This is a genomic window from Curtobacterium pomorum (genome assembly GCF_044497295.1).
Classification (GTDB): domain Bacteria; phylum Actinomycetota; class Actinomycetes; order Actinomycetales; family Microbacteriaceae; genus Curtobacterium.
In genome coordinates this window covers 3,803,746-3,821,472 of the sequence record NZ_CP172409.1, presented here as the reverse complement: position 1 = coordinate 3,821,472, position 17,727 = coordinate 3,803,746, and the positions used below count along the sequence as shown (strand labels likewise).

At 72.6% G+C, this 17,727-nt stretch carries 18 protein-coding genes and 1 pseudogene; 8 read left to right on the top strand and 11 right to left on the bottom strand.

Going from position 1 to position 17,727, the window contains the following annotated elements; translation table 11 throughout:
• Window position 1 precedes the first annotated feature (1 nt).
• From uraH to ACGH48_RS18335, 7 genes and pseudogenes are all read right to left on the bottom strand, one after another.
• On the bottom strand, window positions 2–340 hold the full coding sequence (gene uraH, locus ACGH48_RS18365) for a hydroxyisourate hydrolase (protein WP_396291142.1): 339 nt from the start codon (window positions 338–340) through the stop codon (window positions 2–4).
• Window positions 341–799: pseudogene (gene uraD / locus ACGH48_RS18360) on the bottom strand (2-oxo-4-hydroxy-4-carboxy-5-ureidoimidazoline decarboxylase); the annotation flags it as partial.
• Between the two features lie 170 nt (window positions 800–969).
• Window positions 970–1,452: an FBP domain-containing protein gene (locus tag ACGH48_RS18355; protein ID WP_340196932.1), complete on the bottom strand. Its 483-nt coding sequence runs from the start codon at window positions 1,450–1,452 to the stop codon at window positions 970–972.
• Between the two features lie 181 nt (window positions 1,453–1,633).
• Entirely contained in the window at window positions 1,634–2,359 is a 726-nt protein-coding gene (locus ACGH48_RS18350; RefSeq protein ID WP_396289647.1) for a class I SAM-dependent methyltransferase, read from the bottom strand.
• A 39-nt stretch (window positions 2,360–2,398) separates the two neighbouring features.
• Window positions 2,399–3,310: a helix-turn-helix transcriptional regulator gene (locus ACGH48_RS18345; RefSeq protein ID WP_123311496.1), complete on the bottom strand. Its 912-nt coding sequence runs from the start codon at window positions 3,308–3,310 to the stop codon at window positions 2,399–2,401.
• Window positions 3,311–3,424: 114 nt separating this feature from the next.
• Window positions 3,425–4,684, bottom strand: a complete 1,260-nt coding sequence (locus tag ACGH48_RS18340) for a hemolysin family protein (RefSeq protein WP_396289645.1) — start codon at window positions 4,682–4,684, stop codon at window positions 3,425–3,427.
• Window positions 4,685–4,813: 129 nt separating this feature from the next.
• A complete protein-coding gene (locus ACGH48_RS18335; protein ID WP_123311500.1) occupies window positions 4,814–5,821 on the bottom strand; it encodes a M23 family metallopeptidase in 1,008 nt (335 codons plus the stop codon).
• A gap of 162 nt (window positions 5,822–5,983) precedes the next feature.
• Here ACGH48_RS18335 and ACGH48_RS18330 point away from each other — a divergent pair, with 162 nt between their 5' ends.
• The gene (locus ACGH48_RS18330; protein ID WP_123311502.1) at window positions 5,984–6,478 is read left to right on the top strand and encodes a hypothetical protein; all 495 of its coding nucleotides are present in this window, start codon (window positions 5,984–5,986) and stop codon (window positions 6,476–6,478) included.
• A gap of 19 nt (window positions 6,479–6,497) precedes the next feature.
• On the opposite strand, the gene ACGH48_RS18325 is transcribed toward ACGH48_RS18330, so the two are convergent.
• Both ACGH48_RS18325 and ACGH48_RS18320 read right to left on the bottom strand, forming a co-directional pair.
• Window positions 6,498–8,189: a cation:proton antiporter gene (locus ACGH48_RS18325; protein WP_396289644.1), complete on the bottom strand. Its 1,692-nt coding sequence runs from the start codon at window positions 8,187–8,189 to the stop codon at window positions 6,498–6,500.
• 318 nt (window positions 8,190–8,507) lie between these two features.
• On the bottom strand, window positions 8,508–8,873 hold the full coding sequence (locus ACGH48_RS18320; protein ID WP_396289642.1) for a hypothetical protein: 366 nt from the start codon (window positions 8,871–8,873) through the stop codon (window positions 8,508–8,510).
• Window positions 8,874–9,066: 193 nt separating this feature from the next.
• Here ACGH48_RS18320 and ACGH48_RS18315 point away from each other — a divergent pair, with 193 nt between their 5' ends.
• Window positions 9,067–11,277 (top strand): NADP-dependent isocitrate dehydrogenase, encoded by a 2,211-nt coding sequence (locus ACGH48_RS18315; RefSeq protein WP_396289641.1) that lies wholly within the window; start codon window positions 9,067–9,069, stop codon window positions 11,275–11,277.
• A gap of 291 nt (window positions 11,278–11,568) precedes the next feature.
• Here ACGH48_RS18315 and ACGH48_RS18310 read toward each other — a convergent pair whose 3' ends face one another.
• On the bottom strand, window positions 11,569–12,021 hold the full coding sequence (locus ACGH48_RS18310; protein ID WP_396289640.1) for a DUF3817 domain-containing protein: 453 nt from the start codon (window positions 12,019–12,021) through the stop codon (window positions 11,569–11,571).
• 51 nt (window positions 12,022–12,072) lie between these two features.
• On the opposite strand from ACGH48_RS18310, the gene ACGH48_RS18305 reads away from it, so the two are divergent.
• Window positions 12,073–12,849, top strand: coding sequence for a ThuA domain-containing protein (locus ACGH48_RS18305; protein WP_340197414.1), 777 nt, complete (start codon window positions 12,073–12,075; stop codon window positions 12,847–12,849).
• Window positions 12,846–14,003 (top strand): PP2C family protein-serine/threonine phosphatase, encoded by a 1,158-nt coding sequence (locus ACGH48_RS18300; protein ID WP_396289639.1) that lies wholly within the window; start codon window positions 12,846–12,848, stop codon window positions 14,001–14,003. The genes ACGH48_RS18305 and ACGH48_RS18300 overlap by 4 nt, the downstream gene beginning before the upstream one ends.
• Window positions 14,004–14,048: 45 nt before the next feature.
• On the opposite strand, the gene ACGH48_RS18295 is transcribed toward ACGH48_RS18300, so the two are convergent.
• On the bottom strand, window positions 14,049–14,492 hold the full coding sequence (locus ACGH48_RS18295) for a hypothetical protein (protein WP_123311513.1): 444 nt from the start codon (window positions 14,490–14,492) through the stop codon (window positions 14,049–14,051).
• Window positions 14,493–14,566: 74 nt separating this feature from the next.
• Between ACGH48_RS18295 and ACGH48_RS18290 the strand changes: the two genes are divergently transcribed.
• The 4 genes from ACGH48_RS18290 (at window position 14,567) to ACGH48_RS18275 (ending at window position 17,584) form a co-directional block, all read left to right on the top strand.
• Window positions 14,567–15,217, top strand: a complete 651-nt coding sequence (locus ACGH48_RS18290; protein ID WP_396289638.1) for a ScbR family autoregulator-binding transcription factor — start codon at window positions 14,567–14,569, stop codon at window positions 15,215–15,217.
• A gap of 117 nt (window positions 15,218–15,334) precedes the next feature.
• A complete protein-coding gene (locus ACGH48_RS18285; protein ID WP_396289637.1) occupies window positions 15,335–16,213 on the top strand; it encodes a phosphotransferase in 879 nt (292 codons plus the stop codon).
• 58 nt (window positions 16,214–16,271) lie between these two features.
• On the top strand, window positions 16,272–16,883 hold the full coding sequence (locus ACGH48_RS18280) for a hypothetical protein (RefSeq protein WP_123311519.1): 612 nt from the start codon (window positions 16,272–16,274) through the stop codon (window positions 16,881–16,883).
• Window positions 16,880–17,584 carry a DinB family protein gene (locus ACGH48_RS18275; protein ID WP_396289635.1) on the top strand — a complete coding sequence of 235 codons (705 nt, stop codon included), beginning with the start codon at window positions 16,880–16,882 and terminating at the stop codon, window positions 17,582–17,584. The genes ACGH48_RS18280 and ACGH48_RS18275 overlap by 4 nt, the downstream gene beginning before the upstream one ends.
• The last annotated feature ends 143 nt before the right edge of the window (window positions 17,585–17,727 follow it).

Here is a 17,727-nt window from a genome sequence, read left to right as displayed (position 1 = left end):
GTCAACTCCCGCGGTAGGTGCTGTAGGCGAAGGGGCTCAGCAGCAGCGGCACGTGCAGGTGCTCGGTGCCCGTGACGCGGAAGGCCACCGTCACGAACGGGTGGAAGGTCGGGGTCCCGGCGGTGGCGAAGTAGGCGCCGGTGTCGAACCGCAGGACGTGGTCGGTGCGCGCGAGCACGTCGGGGCCGAGCGCGGCGCGGCCGTCGGCGTCCGTCGTGCCGGTCGCGACGACCGCACCGTCGACGGTGCTGAGGGTCAGGTCGACACCGACCGCCGGGGTGCCGGTGGTGGCGTCGAGCACGTGGGTGGTCAGGTGCGGGACGGCGAAGGTCGCACGGATGCGGTGCAGGGCGATGTCGGCGAGGGCAGCCGCGGCCTCCTGCGTCTCGACCGCCGGGTCGCCCGCGAGGCGCCGGTCGAGCTCGGCCAACAGCTCCTCGGGGGTCCGGCCGACGGCCCGCACCAGGAACACCCGGCCGAACCGTTGCTCGTACGCGGCGTTGCCGTCGGCGATCCGGCGAGCCACGTCGTCGTCGGCGGTGCGCATCGACGACTGCTCGCGGGCCGACGAGGGGTCGGTCGTGCGCTCCCCGATCCGCGGGTGCTGGGCCAGGGCGTGGTCGAGCTCCGGCGCACCCCACGACGCCGACTCGGTGCGCGCGCGGTCGAGCAGCGCCGGCACCGTCCCGAACGGTCGCGCGGCCACCAGGGCGTCGACCCACGCGGGCACGTCGGCCCATTTCCGGATCACCGCGGCAGCGTCGGGGGCGGTCGCGTCGTCGAGGTCGCCGAGGTCCATGTGCCGAGGCTATGGAACGTCCGTTTCACCCGCGTTACCGGGCGGTTTCCCCCGCAACGCGACCCGCGGTCCTGAAACGGTCGCGTCTGCCGGACGGGAGGCCCGTGGCGGCCCCGCCCCGTGCCTCCCGTCCGCCGTCCGTCGCGGTGCGGGCGCACGACGCCGGCGTCTCAGACCTCCGTTGCGAAGGATGCTGCGCGCAGCTGCAGGTCCTCGATGCGCCGCAGGCGTGCCGCCTCGACGTCGTAGCCCTCGTACGCGGGCGGCGGCAGCTTCCGGACGTTCCGCGAGCACTGGAAGTCCTGGCAGACCAGCGTGCCGACGGTGTTGCCGTTGCGGCCGGCCGGCCCGGACCGCTTCGCGCTGTAGAACGCGACGTCGTTCGGCAGCTTGACGTCCTGGCACCACGAGCACTGGGCCCGTGCGCGCGACGACGCCTCCGCCTGCCGGAACAGGATGCCGATCAGTTCGCCGTCCAGGGTCGGGACGACGGCGTAGGCACGCCGACCGATCTTCGGGTCGCGCCAGCCGAGGTAGTCCAACGCGTCCCAGTCGAGCGTCTCGAAGCCGGCGGGCAGGGTGATGTCGGTCGTCTCCTTGCGGGATGCGTTGACGAAGGACGTGCGGAGGGTCTTCTCCGTGATGGGGAGCATGGTGGATCGCTTTCGAGCGGGCCCGGGGCGTGCGGACGCACACCGCACCGGGCGGAGGAGGTCAGGGTTCGACGAGGGCGGCCGTGCCTGCGGGCACGACCGGGGGCCTCACGCCCTGATGCCGGCGTCACGGGCGCCGACCACCTCCTGGAAGCTCACGCGACCAGCCTACGTCGACGTGTCAAGCGGCGGGGACGGCCGTCACCAGGACGAGCGAGCCGTCGTGCGCGGGCTGGATCCGCAGCGCCCCGTGGCGCCGGTCCCACTCGCCGGAGTCGAGCGCCGTACGGAGGGCCGACACCGATCGCCGTGCGGTGAGCTCGTCGACGGAGCTCCACGCCGGGTCCGCGTTCCGGGCACCCGGGTCGAGCAGGCGTTCCGGGCGGCCGTAGTAGGCCTCCGAGAACCCGTCGACGCAGGTGAACGGGATCGGCAGCGGGGTGTTCGTGACGGTGTCGCCGGCTAGCGCACTGGCGATGCGGTCGAGCGCGGGGTGGCGACGGGCCTCGGTCGCCATCACCTCGGGTGCGTACTCGGCGAGCCAGGAGTCCTCGATGCGGGCCGGGTCGCACGTCAGGATCACGATCGGGCCACGGGTCACCCGGCGCAGCTCGGCCAGCCCGCGTTCGAGGTCGCCCCACCGGTGCAGCGAGAAGGTCGTCATCGCGGCGTCGAAGGCGTCGTCGTCGAAGGGCAGCGACCCGGCGGGCTCGACCACGGTCACGTCGCGGTCGGTGGGCGCGTACGACACGACACCCGCGCCGACGTCCAGCACGCTGCGAGCGTCGCCGAGGGCCTTCGCGATCGCGCGGGCGAACGCGGGCTCGGGTCGGCGGTGCTGCCGGTGCCCCTGGCCGCTGCGGCCGGGGTCGGCGGCCCCAGCTGATCCGTCCGTCGTCCTGGTCACGACGTCAGCCTACGGACGGCGTCCGGGGCCGACCAGCACTCAGTCGACCGACTCGGACTCCGACTCCGACTCGCGCAGGGCCGCGTACTGCTCGGCCCGCTCCGTCGCCGCCCAGGTGCCGAGCAGCGCCAGCGACCGTTCGGTCTCGCTGCCCGGCTCGGCCGAGTACGTGAACAGTGTCAGGCCGGGGTCGGCGACCAGGTCGAGCGCCTCGTACGCCAGCCGGAGTTCCCCGACGATCGGGTGGTCGATGCGCTTCCCGCCGGCACGCTGCAGTCGGACGTCGTGCGCGGCCCACCAGCCGCGGAACTCCTCGCTGCGCGTGGAGAGCTCCCCGACGAGGGTGATGAGTCCGGGCTCGCACGGGTTCGACACCGCTGCCGCACGGAGCACGGCGACGGCGTCCTTCGCGGTCTGTGCCCAGTCCGGGAAGAAGTCTCGGGCCGCCGGGTCGAGGAACGTGAAGCGGGCGGTGTTCACGGGGCGCCCGGGGCCGGCGAACATCGGCGAGTACAGCGCGCGACCGAGTTCGTTCGTCGCGACCACGTCACCACGCTCGTTGCGCACCCACGCCGGCGCCCCGGTGATCGCGTCGAGCAGGCGCTGCACGCCGGGGCGGACCCGGGTGGGCACGTTCCGGTGCATCGTCTTGACGCCGGAGTTCGCCAGGCGGGTCAGGTCCCACAGGTGGACGCGCTCGTCCTCGTCGAGCTGCAGTGCGCTCGCGAGGCCCTCGAGCACGCTGTCCGAGACGCCCTTCAGCGATCCGCGCTCGAGTCGTGTGTAGTAGTCGACGCTGACGCCGGCGAGCATGGCGACCTCGTGGCGCCGGAGCCCCGGGACGCGGCGGACGCCGCCGCCGAAGGACGGCATGCCGACCTGCTCGGGCGTGAGCCGTGCCCGTCGGGAGGACAGGAAGTCGCGGATCTCGTTGCGCACGTCGATACCCATGGGGAGAGCGTACGTGGCGGCGCTGTCCGTCCGGCAGGCACTGGCGGTACCCGCCGGAGGACGGGAGGCCCGTGGCGGCGCCGCCACGGGCCTCCCGAGCACAAGCGGGCGCGTCTACAGGCCGACGTCGGCCGTGATCCGCACCCGCGCCACCCGGTGACCGTCCATGGCGGTCACCTCGAGGCGGTGGCCGCCCGCGGCGACGACGTCGCCGACCTCGGGCACGCGGTCCAGGTGGACCTGCACGAGCCCGCCGACGGTCTCGTAGTCGCCGTCGGGCAGCGCCGGGCCGCCGTCCGCGACGAGGTCCTCGAGCACCGTGGACCCGTCCACGCCGTCGTGCTCGGCCGTCGGTTCGTCGTACTCGTCGCGGATGCGTCCGACGAGGTCCTCGAGCAGCGCCTCGAGCGTGACCATGCCCGCGCTGCCGCCGTACTCGTCCACGACCAGGGCGATCTGGTGTCCGTCGGTCCGCATGTCCGCGATGGCGCCGGACAGCGACTTCGTCTCCGGCAGCGCCAACACGGGGCGGACCAGGGTCGACACCGGCGCGGACGGGTCGCTCGGACGGAGCAGGTCGCGGAGGTGCACGAAGCCGTCGACCTCGTCGCGCCCGCCGGAGGTCACGAGGTACCGCGTGTGCCCGACCTCGATCGCGTGGTCGGTGGCCTCGGCGATGGTCAGTCCTGCGTCGATCGTCGACACGTCGTACCAGGGGCGCATCGACTCACGGAGGATCCGGTCACCGGCGTCCAGCGCGCTCCGGGCGATCCGGCGCCCCTGCTCGTCGACGCCGGTGTGCTCGTCGACGAGTCCGCGGAGTTCTTCGGTGCTCATCGACTCACTGCGGGCGTTCGGGTCGCCGCCGAGTGCACGGACGACCACGTTCGTCGAGGCGGACAGCACCCAGATCACCGGGCGCATCAGGGTCGCGAAGCGGTCGAGGGTCGGCGCGACGAGCATCGAGAAGCCCTCGGCGCGCTGCAGCGCGAGTCGCTTCGGGACGAGCTCGCCGAACACGAGCGACAGGTAGGCGATGACGAGGGTCATCAGCACGAGGGCGACCGTCTCGGCGGCGCCCTGGCCGAGTCCGAGGCCGGTGAACAGGGGCGCGACGTCGGGTGCGATCGACGAGGCACCGTACGCAGCCGAGAAGAACCCGGCGACGGTCACGCCGATCTGCACGGCCGCGAGGAACCGGTTCGGGTCGCGTCCGAGCTCGGCGACTCGAAGGCCGCGGGAGCCCCGGCGTTCGAGCTGCTGCAGTTGCGACTCACGGAGCGAGACGAGTGCGATCTCGGCAGCGGCGAAGACCCCGCCGACGAGCACGAAGAGGATGACGAGCCCGAAGGCGATCCAGGTGTCGGCGCCCATCAGCGGGCAGCTTCCTCGGATCGACGACGGGCGGGCGGTCTGTGGTGATCGTCCATGCCTGTGAGTCTGCACAGGGCTGCTGGGATGTCACCCCACCAGCGCTCGACGTCTGCTGTGCGTGCTTCGGCGCTACGTGGTGAGCGAGCGGCCGATGCGGGCTTCGAGCCACGCCTCGGGGTCGATCGGGGTCACGCCGTCCATCAGGACCTCGAGGTGCAGGTGCGCGCCCGTCGAGACACCCGAGGAGCCCACGAGGCCGATGAACTGGCCCGCCTCGACCTGGTCGCCGACCTTGAGCGGCGACGATCCCGGGATCATGTGCCCGTACAGCGTCGACACCTGGCGGCCGTCGATCTCGTGGTCGATGATCACGGCGTTGCCGTACGAGAAGTACGTGCCCGAGATCCGGACGGTGCCGGCGGCGACGGCGCCGATGGGCGTGCCCATGCCGGGCGTGAAGTCGAGGCCCTGGTGCAGCGAGGAGCACGCGCCGCACGGTGCCGAACGGTAGCCGAAGCCCGAGCTCATCTGCACCGGGCCGGGGAACGGGGACCGGACGGCTCCGCCGTAGGACACGGCTTCGCCCGCGATGCCGCTCGCGTCCGCCGTGCCGCCCGCGGTGACGACCGTGCGCGTCGTGCCGCCGCCGACGGTGAACCCGTCGCGGTCGAGTCCGGTCGCGGTGACCGCCTGGGTGACCGCGTAGTCCTGGGTCCGCACGATCGGCGCGATGGTCGAGGTCGCCATCGAGGTGCCGGCGCTGGCGTGGGCGGGCATCGCCGAGGCGGCGAACATCGCGATCGCGGCAGCCGCGCTGGTCAGGGTGATCCGTCCGGCACGACCGGACCGGGAGGCCCGTGGGGCCTTCGTGACGCTCGTCACGGTCGCGGCGGGGCGGCGGACCACGCGCGTGATGCGGGTGTCGACGTGTTCGGTCGTCGCGCGGGCTGCGGTGGCACGGCGGCCCACGGGCTTCGCGACCGTTGCTGCCTTGGCGGGCTTCTCGGGCTTCTCCGGCTTGCCTGCTCGGCGCTGGGGCTTCCGGGCTGCGGCGCGCTCGGCCTCGAGGGCAGCGCGACGGGACAGGTGCACCACCGGGGTCTCCGGGTGCTGGTCGAGTTCGGGTGCAGTCGTCATGGCCGCCCACCATTCTGCACGACTCTGTCGCTTTGTACAGGCCCCACCGTGATCTTTTCGTTACCGGCGCGGCTGGGAGCCCCCTGACCACTGCGGGCTCCGGCGTCCCCCGACCGTCCGACATCGGTAGCGTCGTGGGAAAGCGACGGAAGGACCCGCACCATGGCCCGATCGCCGCGAGAGCGGCCCGCGCAGGTCGACCTCGGCACCGCCGACGTCGTGCTCGCCGGCACCCAGGAGCTCTTGCCCGTGCTCCGCGCCGCCGCGGTGCGCGCGGGCATCGATGCCGCCCGCATGCGGGTCATCGGGGTGGACGACCTGCCGGACCCGGAGGAGACCTGGGACGCCGAACTCGCGGTCATCGCGATCCGACGCCCCGGTGACGACCCCGCGTTCCACCGTGCGCAGGAGGCCGCCGAGCTCATCGACCCGCTGCTCGTGCCGCACGCCGTCCGGATCGTCGTGACGGTCTCGGGTCTGACGCGGCTGGCGCCCAAGGTCGAGCGCACCCTGACCTCCGAGGTGCTGCACCAGATCGACGCGGCATCGGCACCGTCGGGGTTCGAGCGGCCGTTCCGGAGCATGCGGATGCGGCTCGGGCTCGCAGCACTCCGGGCCGCCGGCGTGCGGGTGTTCCGCGTCTCGATCGGCACCTGACCGGCGCGACAGCCAGCCGTCAGCGGGCAGGTGCCCCGCGGAGCTCGAGGGCGATCTGCTCGGCGTCGAGGTTCTGCAGCATCGACTCGAGCACCTCGGCGTCGAACGTGCCGTCGTCGCGGGCATCGAGGATCGCCGCGCGCTGTGCCTCGAGCACCGCGAGCCGTCGGGCCTTCTCGCGGCCCATCCACGCCCGGAGTTCGGCCGGGTCGGCAGCCCGGAGCTCCTCGTTCGTCGTCGGCGGCTGTTCGCGCGTCCCCGGGACCTGTTCGGCAGCACCGCGCATGAGGTCGAGCAGTCGCCGGCGTTCCTCGGTGTCCTTCGCGGCGGTGTCCGGTGCCGGTGCCGTGATCCGCCGGAGCAGCGGGCCGATCGTGCCGCCCTGGACCACGAGCGACAACAGGGCCACCGCGAACGCGATGAAGACCAGGAGCGATCGCTGCGGCGTGCCCTCGGGCAGGGTCTGCGCAGCGGCGACGGTCACCGCTCCACGCATGCCCGCCCAGACCACGGCGGTGCCCTCCCGCCAGCCCAGCGGCGCCTTGGTGTAGTACGCGATGTCCGCCAGGGTGCGGCGGACGCGCGTCGTGAACCGGTCGAGCTCCCGTTCCGAGGGCGCGCGGTTGCCGGGCCGGTGCTCGCGGATCACCTCGCTCATCGCGTCGCGGTCGCCGGCGTGCATCTCGGCGAAGCGCTCCTGCATCCGCTCGCCGCGCTTGGCGCTCGCCGACAGCGCCAGCAGCAGCGGCACGACGTACGCCGCACGGACGAGCACGGTGAGCACGAGGGCACCGACGGCGATCAGCAGCGCCGGACCGATGCCCGCGTGCTCCCGCTGGACGTCGCCGAGGATCGACGCGAGCTCGAGCCCCATCGTCAGGAACACCGCTCCCTCGAGCACGAGCTCGATGGTCTGCCAGTTCTGCGCGTCCGACAGGCGGTGCCCCGGTGGGAGCCTGCGCGGGCCGACGATGCCGGTGAAGAGCCCGGCGACGACCGCAGCCACGAGTCCGGACCCGCCGAAGTGCTCGGTCGGCAGGGCAGCGACGAACGGCACCGCGAAGGACAGTGCCGTGTTCACCGCGGCACTCGGCACGCGGGCGCGGACGAAGACGTTCAACCAGCCGACGAACCAGCCGAAGACCACGGCGATGGCGACGGCCTTCGCGAAGTCGCCGAGCGCGCCCCAGAACGAGAACGATGCACCCGCGGTGAAGATCGCCGTGCGCAGGAGCACGAGCGCGGTCGCGTCGTTGAGCAGCGATTCGCCGTCGAGGATCGAGATCGCCCGGCGCGACACCGAGGTCTGCTTGACGATCGAGGTGGCGACGGCGTCGGTGGGACTGACGATCGCGCCGAGGGCGATCCCCCACCAGAACCCGAGGTCCGGCACCACCCAGGCGAAGAACAGGCCGAGCACCAGGCTCGACGCGATGACGAGCAGGACCGACAGGCCACTGATGGCGCCGAACTCGCGCCGGAAGTTCATCGACGGCATCGACACCGCCGACGAGTACAACAGCGGCGGCAGGACCCCCGCCAGGATCCACTCCGGTTCGATCTCGGCGTCCGGCACGAACGGCAGCAGGCTCGCGACGATCCCCACGACGACGAGCACGAGCGGCGCCGCGACCCCGATGCGGGGCCCGAGCACGGCGGCACCCGCGATGGCGATGACGGCGATGACGCCGACCACGAGGAGTTCGGTCACGACCCCAGGGTGGCACCACCGTGCGGACGTCGTCACCCGGTGCGCGGTCGGCCGCTCCGTGCGGTGCAGCAGGCGCGCACGCGGCGGTCACCCGCGCACCGCACGGCGGAACCGGCATGGTGCGGTGGGCGCGACCGCCGGACGGACGGGAGGCTCGTGGTGGCGTGGCCGCGTGCCTCCTGTCCGCACGGTGCGTGCGTCGTCATCCCGTGCGCGGTTGGCGGCGCGGTGCGGCGCAGTAGGCGCGCACGCGGCGGTCACCCGCGCACCGAACGGCGGAACCGGCACGGTGCGGTGCGGTGGGGGCCGTCCGGGCGATCAGGTCCTGTCGGGCTCACCGCTGTGGAGAACACTCGCCTGGACCGAGGGGTGTGGAGGAGCGGTGTGCGCGATGACCGCGACGCTGCCGACGGCGAGCACGAGTGCCAGCGCTCCGGCGGTGCAGGCGGTCCCGATCCGGCGGAGCCGCCCGCGCCCGCTCCGGTCGCGCGGGGCGAACCGTGCCGGCCCGCGCCGGGGCTCCGGGCCGACGAGCCACGGACCGGACCCGTCGACGTCGTACGAGAAGGGCCCACTGCCGTCCGGGGCGTACCGGTACGGGCCACTGCCGTCCGAGGCGTAGGCGGAGCGCAGGTCCTCCGCGGTCCACCCGAACTCCTCCGGCGTCTGACGCGTCGTCGACATGGTCACCCTCCTGCGGCTCGGGAACTGCGGAAGACCAGTCCACCGGGCGTTCCTATGTGTCGCCAGTGCGCCTCCAGGACGTCTGCCGAGTACCTGCCGGACGCAGGCCGCACCATGTATCTTGATGTCGAGACATCCTGCGCCACGAGTACCGTGGACGTACCGACGGTCGAACAAGGGAGTACCCGCCAGCATGGCCAAGATCATCTACACCCTCACGGACGAGGCGCCGTTCCTCGCCACCCACTCCTTCCTCCCGGTCATCCAGGCCTTCGCCGGCACCGCTGGTGTCGACGTCGAGACGCGCGACATCTCGCTCGCCGGCCGGATCATCGCCCAGTTCCCCGAGCGGCTCACCGACGAGCAGCGCGTGGACGACGCCCTGGCCGAGCTCGGCGAGCTCGCGAAGACCCCCGAGGCGAACATCATCAAGCTGCCGAACATCTCGGCGTCGATCCCGCAGCTCAAGGTCGCGATCAAGGAGCTGCAGTCGCAGGGCTATGACCTGCCGGACTACCCCGACGAGCCGAAGACGGACGAGGAGCGCGACGCCCGCGCCCGCTACGGCCGCGTCCAGGGCAGCGCCGTCAACCCCGTGCTGCGCGAGGGCAACTCCGACCGCCGCGCGCCCCTGTCGGTCAAGAACTACGCGCGGAAGCACCCGCACCGCATGGGCGCCTGGTCGCGTGACTCGAAGACCAACGTCGTCACCATGGGCGTCGACGACTTCCGGTCGAACGAGAAGTCCTGGATCGCCCCCGCCGACGACGTCCTGACGATCACGTTCGTCGCCGAGGGTGGCGAGACCCAGGTCCTCAAGCAGTCGATCCCCGTCGTGCAGGGCGAGGTCGTCGACGGCACCGTGCTGCACGTCGCCGCGCTGGAGACCTTCCTGCAGGAGCAGATCCAGCGCGCCGCGGCCGAGGACGTCCTGTTCTCCGTCCACCTCAAGGCCACGATGATGAAGGTCTCCGACCCGATCATCTTCGGCCACGTCATCAAGGCGTTCTTCCCGTCGGTGTTCGAGCGATTCGGGGCCGACCTGGCGGCTGCCGGACTCACCCCGAACGACGGCCTCGGCTCGATCCTCGCGGGCCTCGACGCCCTGCCGAACGGCGCGGAGATCAAGCAGGCCTTCACCGACGGCATCGCCGCCGGCCCCGAGCTCGCGATGGTCGACTCGGACAAGGGCATCACGAACCTGCACGTGCCGAGCGACGTCATCGTGGACGCCTCGATGCCCGCGATGATCCGCACCTCCGGCCACATGTGGGGCCCGGACGGCGACGAGCACGACACCCTCGCCGTGATCCCGGACTCGAGCTACGCCGGCATCTACCAGACCGTGATCGACGACTGCCGCATCAACGGCGCCTTCGACCCGGCGACGATGGGCTCCGTCCCGAACGTCGGCCTGATGGCGCTGAAGGCCGAGGAGTACGGCTCGCACGACAAGACCTTCGAGGTCCCCGGTGCGGGCGTCGTCCGCGTGACGAACGCCGCCGGCGACGTCGTCATCGAGCACGACGTCGAGCCCGGCGACATCTGGCGCGCCTGCCAGACCAAGGACGTCGCCATCCGCGACTGGGTCAAGCTCGCCGTCACGCGTGCCCGCGCCTCGGAGACCCCGGCCGTGTTCTGGCTCGACGAGACCCGTGCGCACGACGCGAACCTGATCGGTCTGGTCCGTCGGTACCTGGGCGAGCTCGACACCGAGGGCCTGCAGATCGAGATCCTGTCGCCGGAGGACGCCATGCGCTTCTCGCTCGAGCGCATCCGCCGCGGCGAGGACACCATCTCGGTGACGGGCAACGTCCTGCGCGACTACCTGACCGACCTGTTCCCGATCATGGAGCTCGGCACCTCGGCGAAGATGCTCTCCGTCGTCCCGCTGCTCGGTGGTGGCGGACTGTTCGAGACCGGCGCCGGCGGTTCAGCCCCGAAGCACGTCCAGCAGCTCGTGCAGCAGAACTACCTGCGCTGGGACAGCCTCGGCGAGTTCCTCGCGCTGGCGGTCAGCCTCGAGCACCTCGCCGGTGTGACGGGCAACGAGCGGGCGAAGATCCTCGGTGAGACGCTCGACCGTGCCACCGGGACCTTCCTCGAGCAGGACAAGTCCCCGGGCCGCAAGCTCGGCTCGATCGACAACCGCGGCAGCCACTTCTACCTGGCCAAGTACTGGGCGGAGGAGCTCGCGGCGCAGACGCAGGACACCGAGCTCGCGGCGGCGTTCGCCGAGATCGCCGGGAAGCTCGATGCCCAGGAGCAGCAGATCGTCGACGAGCTGAACGGCGTGCAGGGCCACCCGGCCGACATCGGCGGCTACTACCGCCCCGACGACGCCAAGACGAGCGCGGTCATGCGCCCGTCCGCCACGTTGAACGCGACGCTCGCCGCGCTCTAGGAGCACCGCCTGACGGACGGGAGGCCCGGTGCCAGCTGGCACCGGGCCTCCCGTCCGTCGTCACGCGCGCCCACCCCCGTCACCCGCCCCCCGAGCCCCCGCCCCCGAGGTTCCGAAATCTCGGCATGTCGCGTCGCGCACGGCCCGTCTCCGGAACCTCGGCGAACCTGAGCGGCGTGTTGTGGAACCTCGCGGCGGCCGATCTCGCGGCGGCCGATCTCGCGGCGGCCGACCTCGCGGCGGCTGGCCTCGCGGCAGCCGATCTCGCGGCGGCCGGAGCCAGAACGGCGCTCAGGAGCGCGGCACGGGCGGACCCGCGGCGAGCAGCACCACGAACACCACGGCGACCGCCACCACCCCGATGCCGACCGCGACCACCGGACGACGCACCACGAAGAACAGCAGGCGGTCCCAGAAGCCCGAGTGCGCGTCCGGCGAGCGGCGCCACGAGCCCTCGAGCATCCCGCGCCGGGCCACCGCGACCTCGAACGGCACCGTGGCGTACGGCACGACGGCACTCGCCCAGCCGAGCAGGAGCGTACCGGCCGACCAACGCTGGTTGACCGCGACGACGGTCGTCACCACCAGGTAGGCCAGGAACACGAAGCCGTGCACCCCGCCGCCGATCCGGACGCCCCAGTCGCCGGCGTCCAGGCCGTACTTGAGCACCATCCCGGCGATGAGCATGGTCCAGGTCACGAGTTCGGCGACCGCGGCGGCGCGGAACAGGGAGCGGGGAGTCATGCCCACATCGTCGCGGACCGCCCCTGGAGAAGACCCGCTAGCGTGGGAGCCATGTCAGTGCCGACCGAATCCCGTCCCCTGAACATCGTCGTCTGGAACGAGAACGTGCACGAGACCCGCGGTGACGCGACGGTCATCGGGCACTACCCCGACGGCATGCACACCGTGATCGCCGCAGCGCTCCGCGAGCACCACCCCGACGCCACCGTGAGCACCGCCACGCTGCAGGAGCCGGACCACGGCATCACCGCCGAACGCCTGGCCACGACCGACGTCCTGTTCTGGTGGGGTCACGCCGCCCACGACGAGGTCAGCGACGCCGTCGTCGACCTGGTCGTCGACGCCGTGCACGCCGGCATGGGCCTGGTGGTGCTGCACTCCGGGCACTACTCGAAGCCGTTCAAGCGCCTGATGGGCACCACCTGCTCGCTGAAGTGGCGGAACGACGGCGAACGCGAGCTCGTCTGGACGATCGCGCCGGAGCACCCGATCGCCGCCGGGGTCCCGCACCCGATCGTGATCGACCGGCAGGAGATGTACGGCGAGTTCTTCGACATCCCGCGCCCCGACGAAGAGGTCTTCCTGTCGACCTTCGCGGGCGGCGAGGTGTTCCGGTCCGGCGTCGCCTACCGCCGTGGTCTCGGGAAGGTCTTCTACTTCTCCCCCGGCGACCAGGAGTACCCCGTCTACCACCACCCGGACATCCAGCGGGTGTTGTCGAACGCGGCCTCCTGGGCCGCCCCGGTGTCCGAGCGACGCACGTTGACGGCCGACCAGCACCCGCGGGACTGGTTCCTGACGGACGGTGCGGGTAGACAGGACGGGTGACCAACCATCTCGACGGTGCGGACCGACGCACCGCGGTGATCGAGGCGCTCGAGGTCTTGGGGGCAGGCCCCGAGGAGCGTTTCGACCGCATCACCCGCATGACCCACGAGGCGTTCGGCGTGCCGCTGACCTTCCTCAACCTCGTCCACAGTGACGTCGTCACGACGCAGTCGACGTTCGGCTGGCACCAGGGTTCGAGCGTGCCCGCGAGCGAGCAGTTCTGTGCCACGACGGTGCTCAGCCCGGAGCCGATGGTGATCCCCGACGCCTCGCTCGACGACCGGTACGCGCACACTGCGGCGGTGGCGGAGCACGGGATCCGCTTCTACGCGGGGGCGCCGCTGACGATGCTCGACGGCACCCGGGTCGGAACGCTGTGCATCATGGACGCGACCCCGCGCGAGATGTCGGCCGCGGACCTCGACCTGCTCCGCGACCTCGCCCGCTGGGCCGAGCGCGAACTCGGCCACGCGATCGACCGCGGTCGGATCAGCCGGGTGCGCGAGAGCCTGGTCCCCGAACGCGTCGAGGTCCCCGGCCACGACCTGGACACGCTCGCGCTGCGTCGTCGGGAGGGCGGCGGGGACGTCGCCGACTGGCGACTCGCCGCCGACGGTGCGCTGCACGTCACCGTGGGCAGCGTCGCGGCGGCCGGCCGCGCGTCCGGCCTGCTCGCCTCGGCCGTCCGTGGTGCCGTGGTCGCGCGGACCGAGACCGCCATGCCGGACGCGATCGGCGGTCTGGAGGCCCAGATCACCGCCGACCTGTCCGCTGCGGACGCCGTCGGGTCGCTCTTCCACCTGCGGCTCGACCCGACGTCGGGGCACGTCGACTTCGGGGACGCGGGCCACGGCCTCGCGGTGCTCGTCCGCGCCGACGGCAGCAGCCGTGCGTTGCACTCGCTCGACCTGCCGCTCGGGCTGCAGCCGGAGTCCGTGCCGAGGTCCCCTGCCGCGTTCGACCTGGCGGCGGGCGATCGGCTGGTGGTGTGCACCGAGGGTGTCCTGGCGCTCGAAGGGCTCCGGCACCTGGACGACCTGGCTGCCCTCGTCGCGGCGGAGCCGACCGGTGCCGCGGTCGTCGAGCGGGTCCGTGCCCTGGTGCCGACCGGCGCCGCCGACGACGTGACGCTGGTCGTGCTCGGCCGACACTGAACGCCGGTCGCCGATCACCTGGTCGCGCGTCAGGCACGGAAGCCGTCAGGAGCGGAAGCGGTCCTGCCGTGATCGCGGTGCCCCGGTGAGCGCGACGACGAGCAGCGTGGCCAGCAGCCCGAAGCCGGCGAGCTCGATGCCGAGACCGGCCAGCTGCCAGTAGGCGCTGCCGACCACCTGCGGCTGCGTGATCGACTCGGGCCACCACGCGTCGATGAGCGGGAACGAACCGGGGAACGGGTCGAGGCCGAACACCACGAGCCCGCCGAGCAGCAGCACGACACCGAGCAGGGCCATCGCCCCGCGGGAGCGCCCGAGCATGTGCACGACGAGCGCGGCCGCCATGCCTGCCAGGCCGACGACGGCGATCAGGAACGCGACCACGACGATGGTCTGCGGCGCGAGGGCCACCCAGTCGAGCACCGCGATCGGCAGCAGCAGCCACCGACCGGTCCGCGCCCACCGCGCAGGGTTCCGCCATCCGTCCATGGCCGCCAACCGTAGGGCACCCGCCCGGACGCGGGCCGTGCGTGCCCCGGGAGCGGGACTACGATCGGGAGGTGATGGCGCAGGACGGACGCACCCGGCAGCAGCGCGCGCTCGAGACCCGCGCGGCGATCATCGGGGCCGCGGCCGCCGAGTTCGACGACCGTGGGTACCTCGGTGCGTCGATGGACGGCGTCGCCGAGCGGATCGGTCTGACCAAGGGTGCGCTCTACTTCCACTTCGCCTCGAAGGCCGACCTGGCCGGCGCCGTGATCGCCCAGCAGCACGAGGTCTCCCGGCGGTACGGCGAGGCCGCGATCGCCCGGAGCAGGACACCGCTCGAGGCCCTCATGTGGATGTCGCAGGGACTGGCGACCCAGATGGTGACCGAGGTCGTCGTGAGCGCCGGCATCCGTCTGTCGACCGAGGTCGCGACGCGCGACGTCCCCCGCCAGGACCCGTACACCGACTGGATGGCGGTCATCGCGCAGACGGTCCGCCAGGCGATCGATGCCGGCGAGGTCGACGCCCGGTGGGACCCGGACCTGGTGGGTCGCGTCATCATCCCCGCCTACACGGGCGTGCAGACGGTGTCGGACGTGCTCGCCGACCGCACCGACCTGTACGAGCGCCTGCGGGAGCTCTGGACGGTGCTGCTCGCCGCGCTGGTCACGGAGCGCCTGCGGCCCGAGGTCCCCCGACTCGTCGCGATCATCGCCCCGGAGTGACGCGGGTCCCCCCAGGGAAACACCCACGTCACCGTCCTCCCGAGGATACCCAGCGGTCGGTTTCCGCACCCGCCCCCGTTCGCGGGCATGTGTCCGGCGGCCCACTAGCCTGAGCCGGTGCCCACACCACCGGCCGAGGTCGACGTCGACGTCCCGCTCGTCCGGGCGCTGCTCCACGACCAGCACCCCGACCTGGCGGACCGACGGCTCGTGGTGGTCGCCAACGGCTGGGACAACGTCATCGTGCGGCTCGGCGACGAGTACGCCGTGCGGCTGCCGCGCCGCGAGCTCGCAGCACGCCTGGTCGAGCACGAGCAGCGGTGGCTGCCGGGGATCGCTGCCCGCGTCGGACCGGTGGTCCCGGTGCCGGCTCCGGTGCGCGTGGGTCGTCCTGCGCTCGGGTACCCCTGGTCGTGGAGCGTCGTCCCGTGGCTCCCCGGTGCGCCCGTCGGTGAGCGTGCTGCCGGGGTGCGGGTCGCCGAGGCGCTCGCGGAGTTCGTGCGACGGCTGCACGTGCCGGCTCCGGCCGAGGCACCGGCGAACCCGTTCCGTGCGGTGCCGCTGGCGACGCGCAGCGACGCCGTCCTGACGCGACTCGCCACGCAGGACGTGCCCCGGGCCGTGGAGCTGGCAGCGGCCTGGCGGACCGCGGCGGCGCTGCCCACGCACACCGGGCCTCCCGTCTGGGTGCACGGCGACCTGCACCCCTTCAACGTGCTCGTGGACCGCACGCCGGACGGCGACGAACGCCTGTCGGCGGTCGTCGACTTCGGCGACGTGACCTCGGGGGACCCCGCCGTCGACCTCGCCACCGCCTGGCTGACGCTCGACCGGGAGGCCCGCCACACGTTCCGGACGCTGGTCGCCGCCCCGGACGCCACCTGGGGACGCGCCCGCGGGTGGGCGATCGCGCTCGCCTCCGCGCTCGCGACGTCCGACGAACGCGCCTTCCGGAGCGTCGCCCGGCGCAGCATCGACACGGTGCTGGACGGCTGAGACCCCGCGGGGCTATCGTGACCGCACCATCCGTGCACAGCCGATCGGAGGGGCCCTCATGACCCTCGAGTTCCGCGTCCAGCACGACGTCGCCACCGACGCCTCTCCCGCTCCCACCCGATCCGACCGAACCGGCCTGCGCGGGTTCCTCGACCGCCTCGCCGAGCGCCGCGCCGCCGCACGTGTCCGACGGGTCGAGGCCCGGCTGCAGGAACTCGGCGAGCTCGAGCACCTGCTGTCCGAGGCGCGCGGCGTCGTCGAACGCGGCTGGATCCAGCACGCCTGGTTCGCGTACCTCGACGAGCACGGCCGGACGCGGAACGCCACGAGCGCCGCCGCGATGGACGTGCAGGGTCGGCCGCTCGTCGCCGCCTGCCTGGTCGGCGCCGTCGTCTCGGCCGCCGGCGGACCGCACGCCGTGCACTCGCCACGGGTCCAGCACTCGCTCGACCTCGTCTGGCACGCGCTCGCCGTGGACGAGGGTGCGCCGGTGCTGTGGTGCCCGGCGCCCGACGTCCGGATGGGCCGCGTGCGTGACCTGACGAGCTGGAACGACGCCCCCGCGCGTACCTCGGCCGAGGTGGCCGGGCTGCTGCTCACCGCGGAGCGCGTGGCCGTGCAGGAATCGGCACGCCTGCAGGACGTCGTGGTGGCACGATCGAGGGCATGAGCAGCACCGACGCCGTCCCCGAGGTCCATCCCGCGACGACCGCCGGTCTCGCGTCCAGCGGGAACGCGGTCCTGTCGGACGAGGGCGCGTCGTCGGACACCGATGCCCTGGCCTCGGCCGCCGGGGTGAAGCGGACGCTGCACCGGTACCTGCAGAAGCACCGCGCCGCGCTCCTCGGCAAGCTCGACGGCCTGGCCGAACGACAGGCCCGCTGGCCGGTGACCCCGACCGGCACGAACGTGCTCGGACTCGTGAAGCACGTCGCGGGGGTGCAGGCCGGCTACTTCGGCGAGGTGTTCGGCCGACCGCTGCCGGACGCGCCCGCCTGGCTCGACTCGGAGGACGGCGACGACATGTACGCGTCGCTCGACGAGACCCTGGACGACGTCGTGGCCTTCCACCACCGCAGCGCTGCGCACGCCGACGCGACCATCGAGGCGCTCGACCTGGACGCCCGCGGCACCGTCCCGTGGTGGCCGGAGGAGCACCGCGAGGTCACGCTCCACCGGATCCTGGTGCACATGGCGTACGAGACCGCCCGGCACGCAGGGCACGCCGACATCGTGCGCGAGATGCTCGACGGACTGGCGGGCGACGGGGACGGCAACCTGGCCGACAAGAGCCCGGAAGAGTGGGTCATCTGGCGCGAGCAGCTCGTCGACATCGCCGAGCGCTCCGGACTGCGGGGCCTGGCCACGTAGCCGACGCCGCCTCACGATCGTTACCGTTCTCTCAGGCTCGCCGGTCGAACCGCCTCGTGACCGGGGCTTTCCCGCAGGTCCTCCGCACAGGAAACGATCCGTTCGCCGGCTCCCCGTCGTGCGGTCGCTCCGAGCCCTGCGTA

Excerpts from the sequence above, each read along its gene's own strand:
- ACGH48_RS18335 (WP_123311500.1), bottom strand. The coding sequence starts at position 5,821 with ATGACGACTGCACCCGAACTCGACCAGCACCCGGAGACCCCGGTGGTG.
- ACGH48_RS18290 (WP_396289638.1), top strand. The coding sequence starts at position 14,567 with ATGGCGCAGGACGGACGCACCCGGCAGCAGCGCGCGCTCGAGACCCGC.
- ACGH48_RS18345 (WP_123311496.1), bottom strand. The coding sequence starts at position 3,310 with ATGGGTATCGACGTGCGCAACGAGATCCGCGACTTCCTGTCCTCCCGA.
- ACGH48_RS18295 (WP_123311513.1), bottom strand. The coding sequence starts at position 14,492 with ATGGACGGATGGCGGAACCCTGCGCGGTGGGCGCGGACCGGTCGGTGG.
- ACGH48_RS18320 (WP_396289642.1), bottom strand. The coding sequence starts at position 8,873 with ATGTCGACGACGCGTCAGACGCCGGAGGAGTTCGGGTGGACCGCGGAG.
- ACGH48_RS18315 (WP_396289641.1), top strand. The coding sequence starts at position 9,067 with ATGGCCAAGATCATCTACACCCTCACGGACGAGGCGCCGTTCCTCGCC.
- ACGH48_RS18305 (WP_340197414.1), top strand. The coding sequence starts at position 12,073 with ATGTCAGTGCCGACCGAATCCCGTCCCCTGAACATCGTCGTCTGGAAC.
- ACGH48_RS18310 (WP_396289640.1), bottom strand. The coding sequence starts at position 12,021 with ATGACTCCCCGCTCCCTGTTCCGCGCCGCCGCGGTCGCCGAACTCGTG.
- ACGH48_RS18340 (WP_396289645.1), bottom strand. The coding sequence starts at position 4,684 with ATGGGCGCCGACACCTGGATCGCCTTCGGGCTCGTCATCCTCTTCGTG.
- ACGH48_RS18275 (WP_396289635.1), top strand. The coding sequence starts at position 16,880 with ATGAGCAGCACCGACGCCGTCCCCGAGGTCCATCCCGCGACGACCGCC.
- ACGH48_RS18330 (WP_123311502.1), top strand. The coding sequence starts at position 5,984 with ATGGCCCGATCGCCGCGAGAGCGGCCCGCGCAGGTCGACCTCGGCACC.
- ACGH48_RS18280 (WP_123311519.1), top strand. The coding sequence starts at position 16,272 with ATGACCCTCGAGTTCCGCGTCCAGCACGACGTCGCCACCGACGCCTCT.
- ACGH48_RS18355 (WP_340196932.1), bottom strand. The coding sequence starts at position 1,452 with ATGCTCCCCATCACGGAGAAGACCCTCCGCACGTCCTTCGTCAACGCA.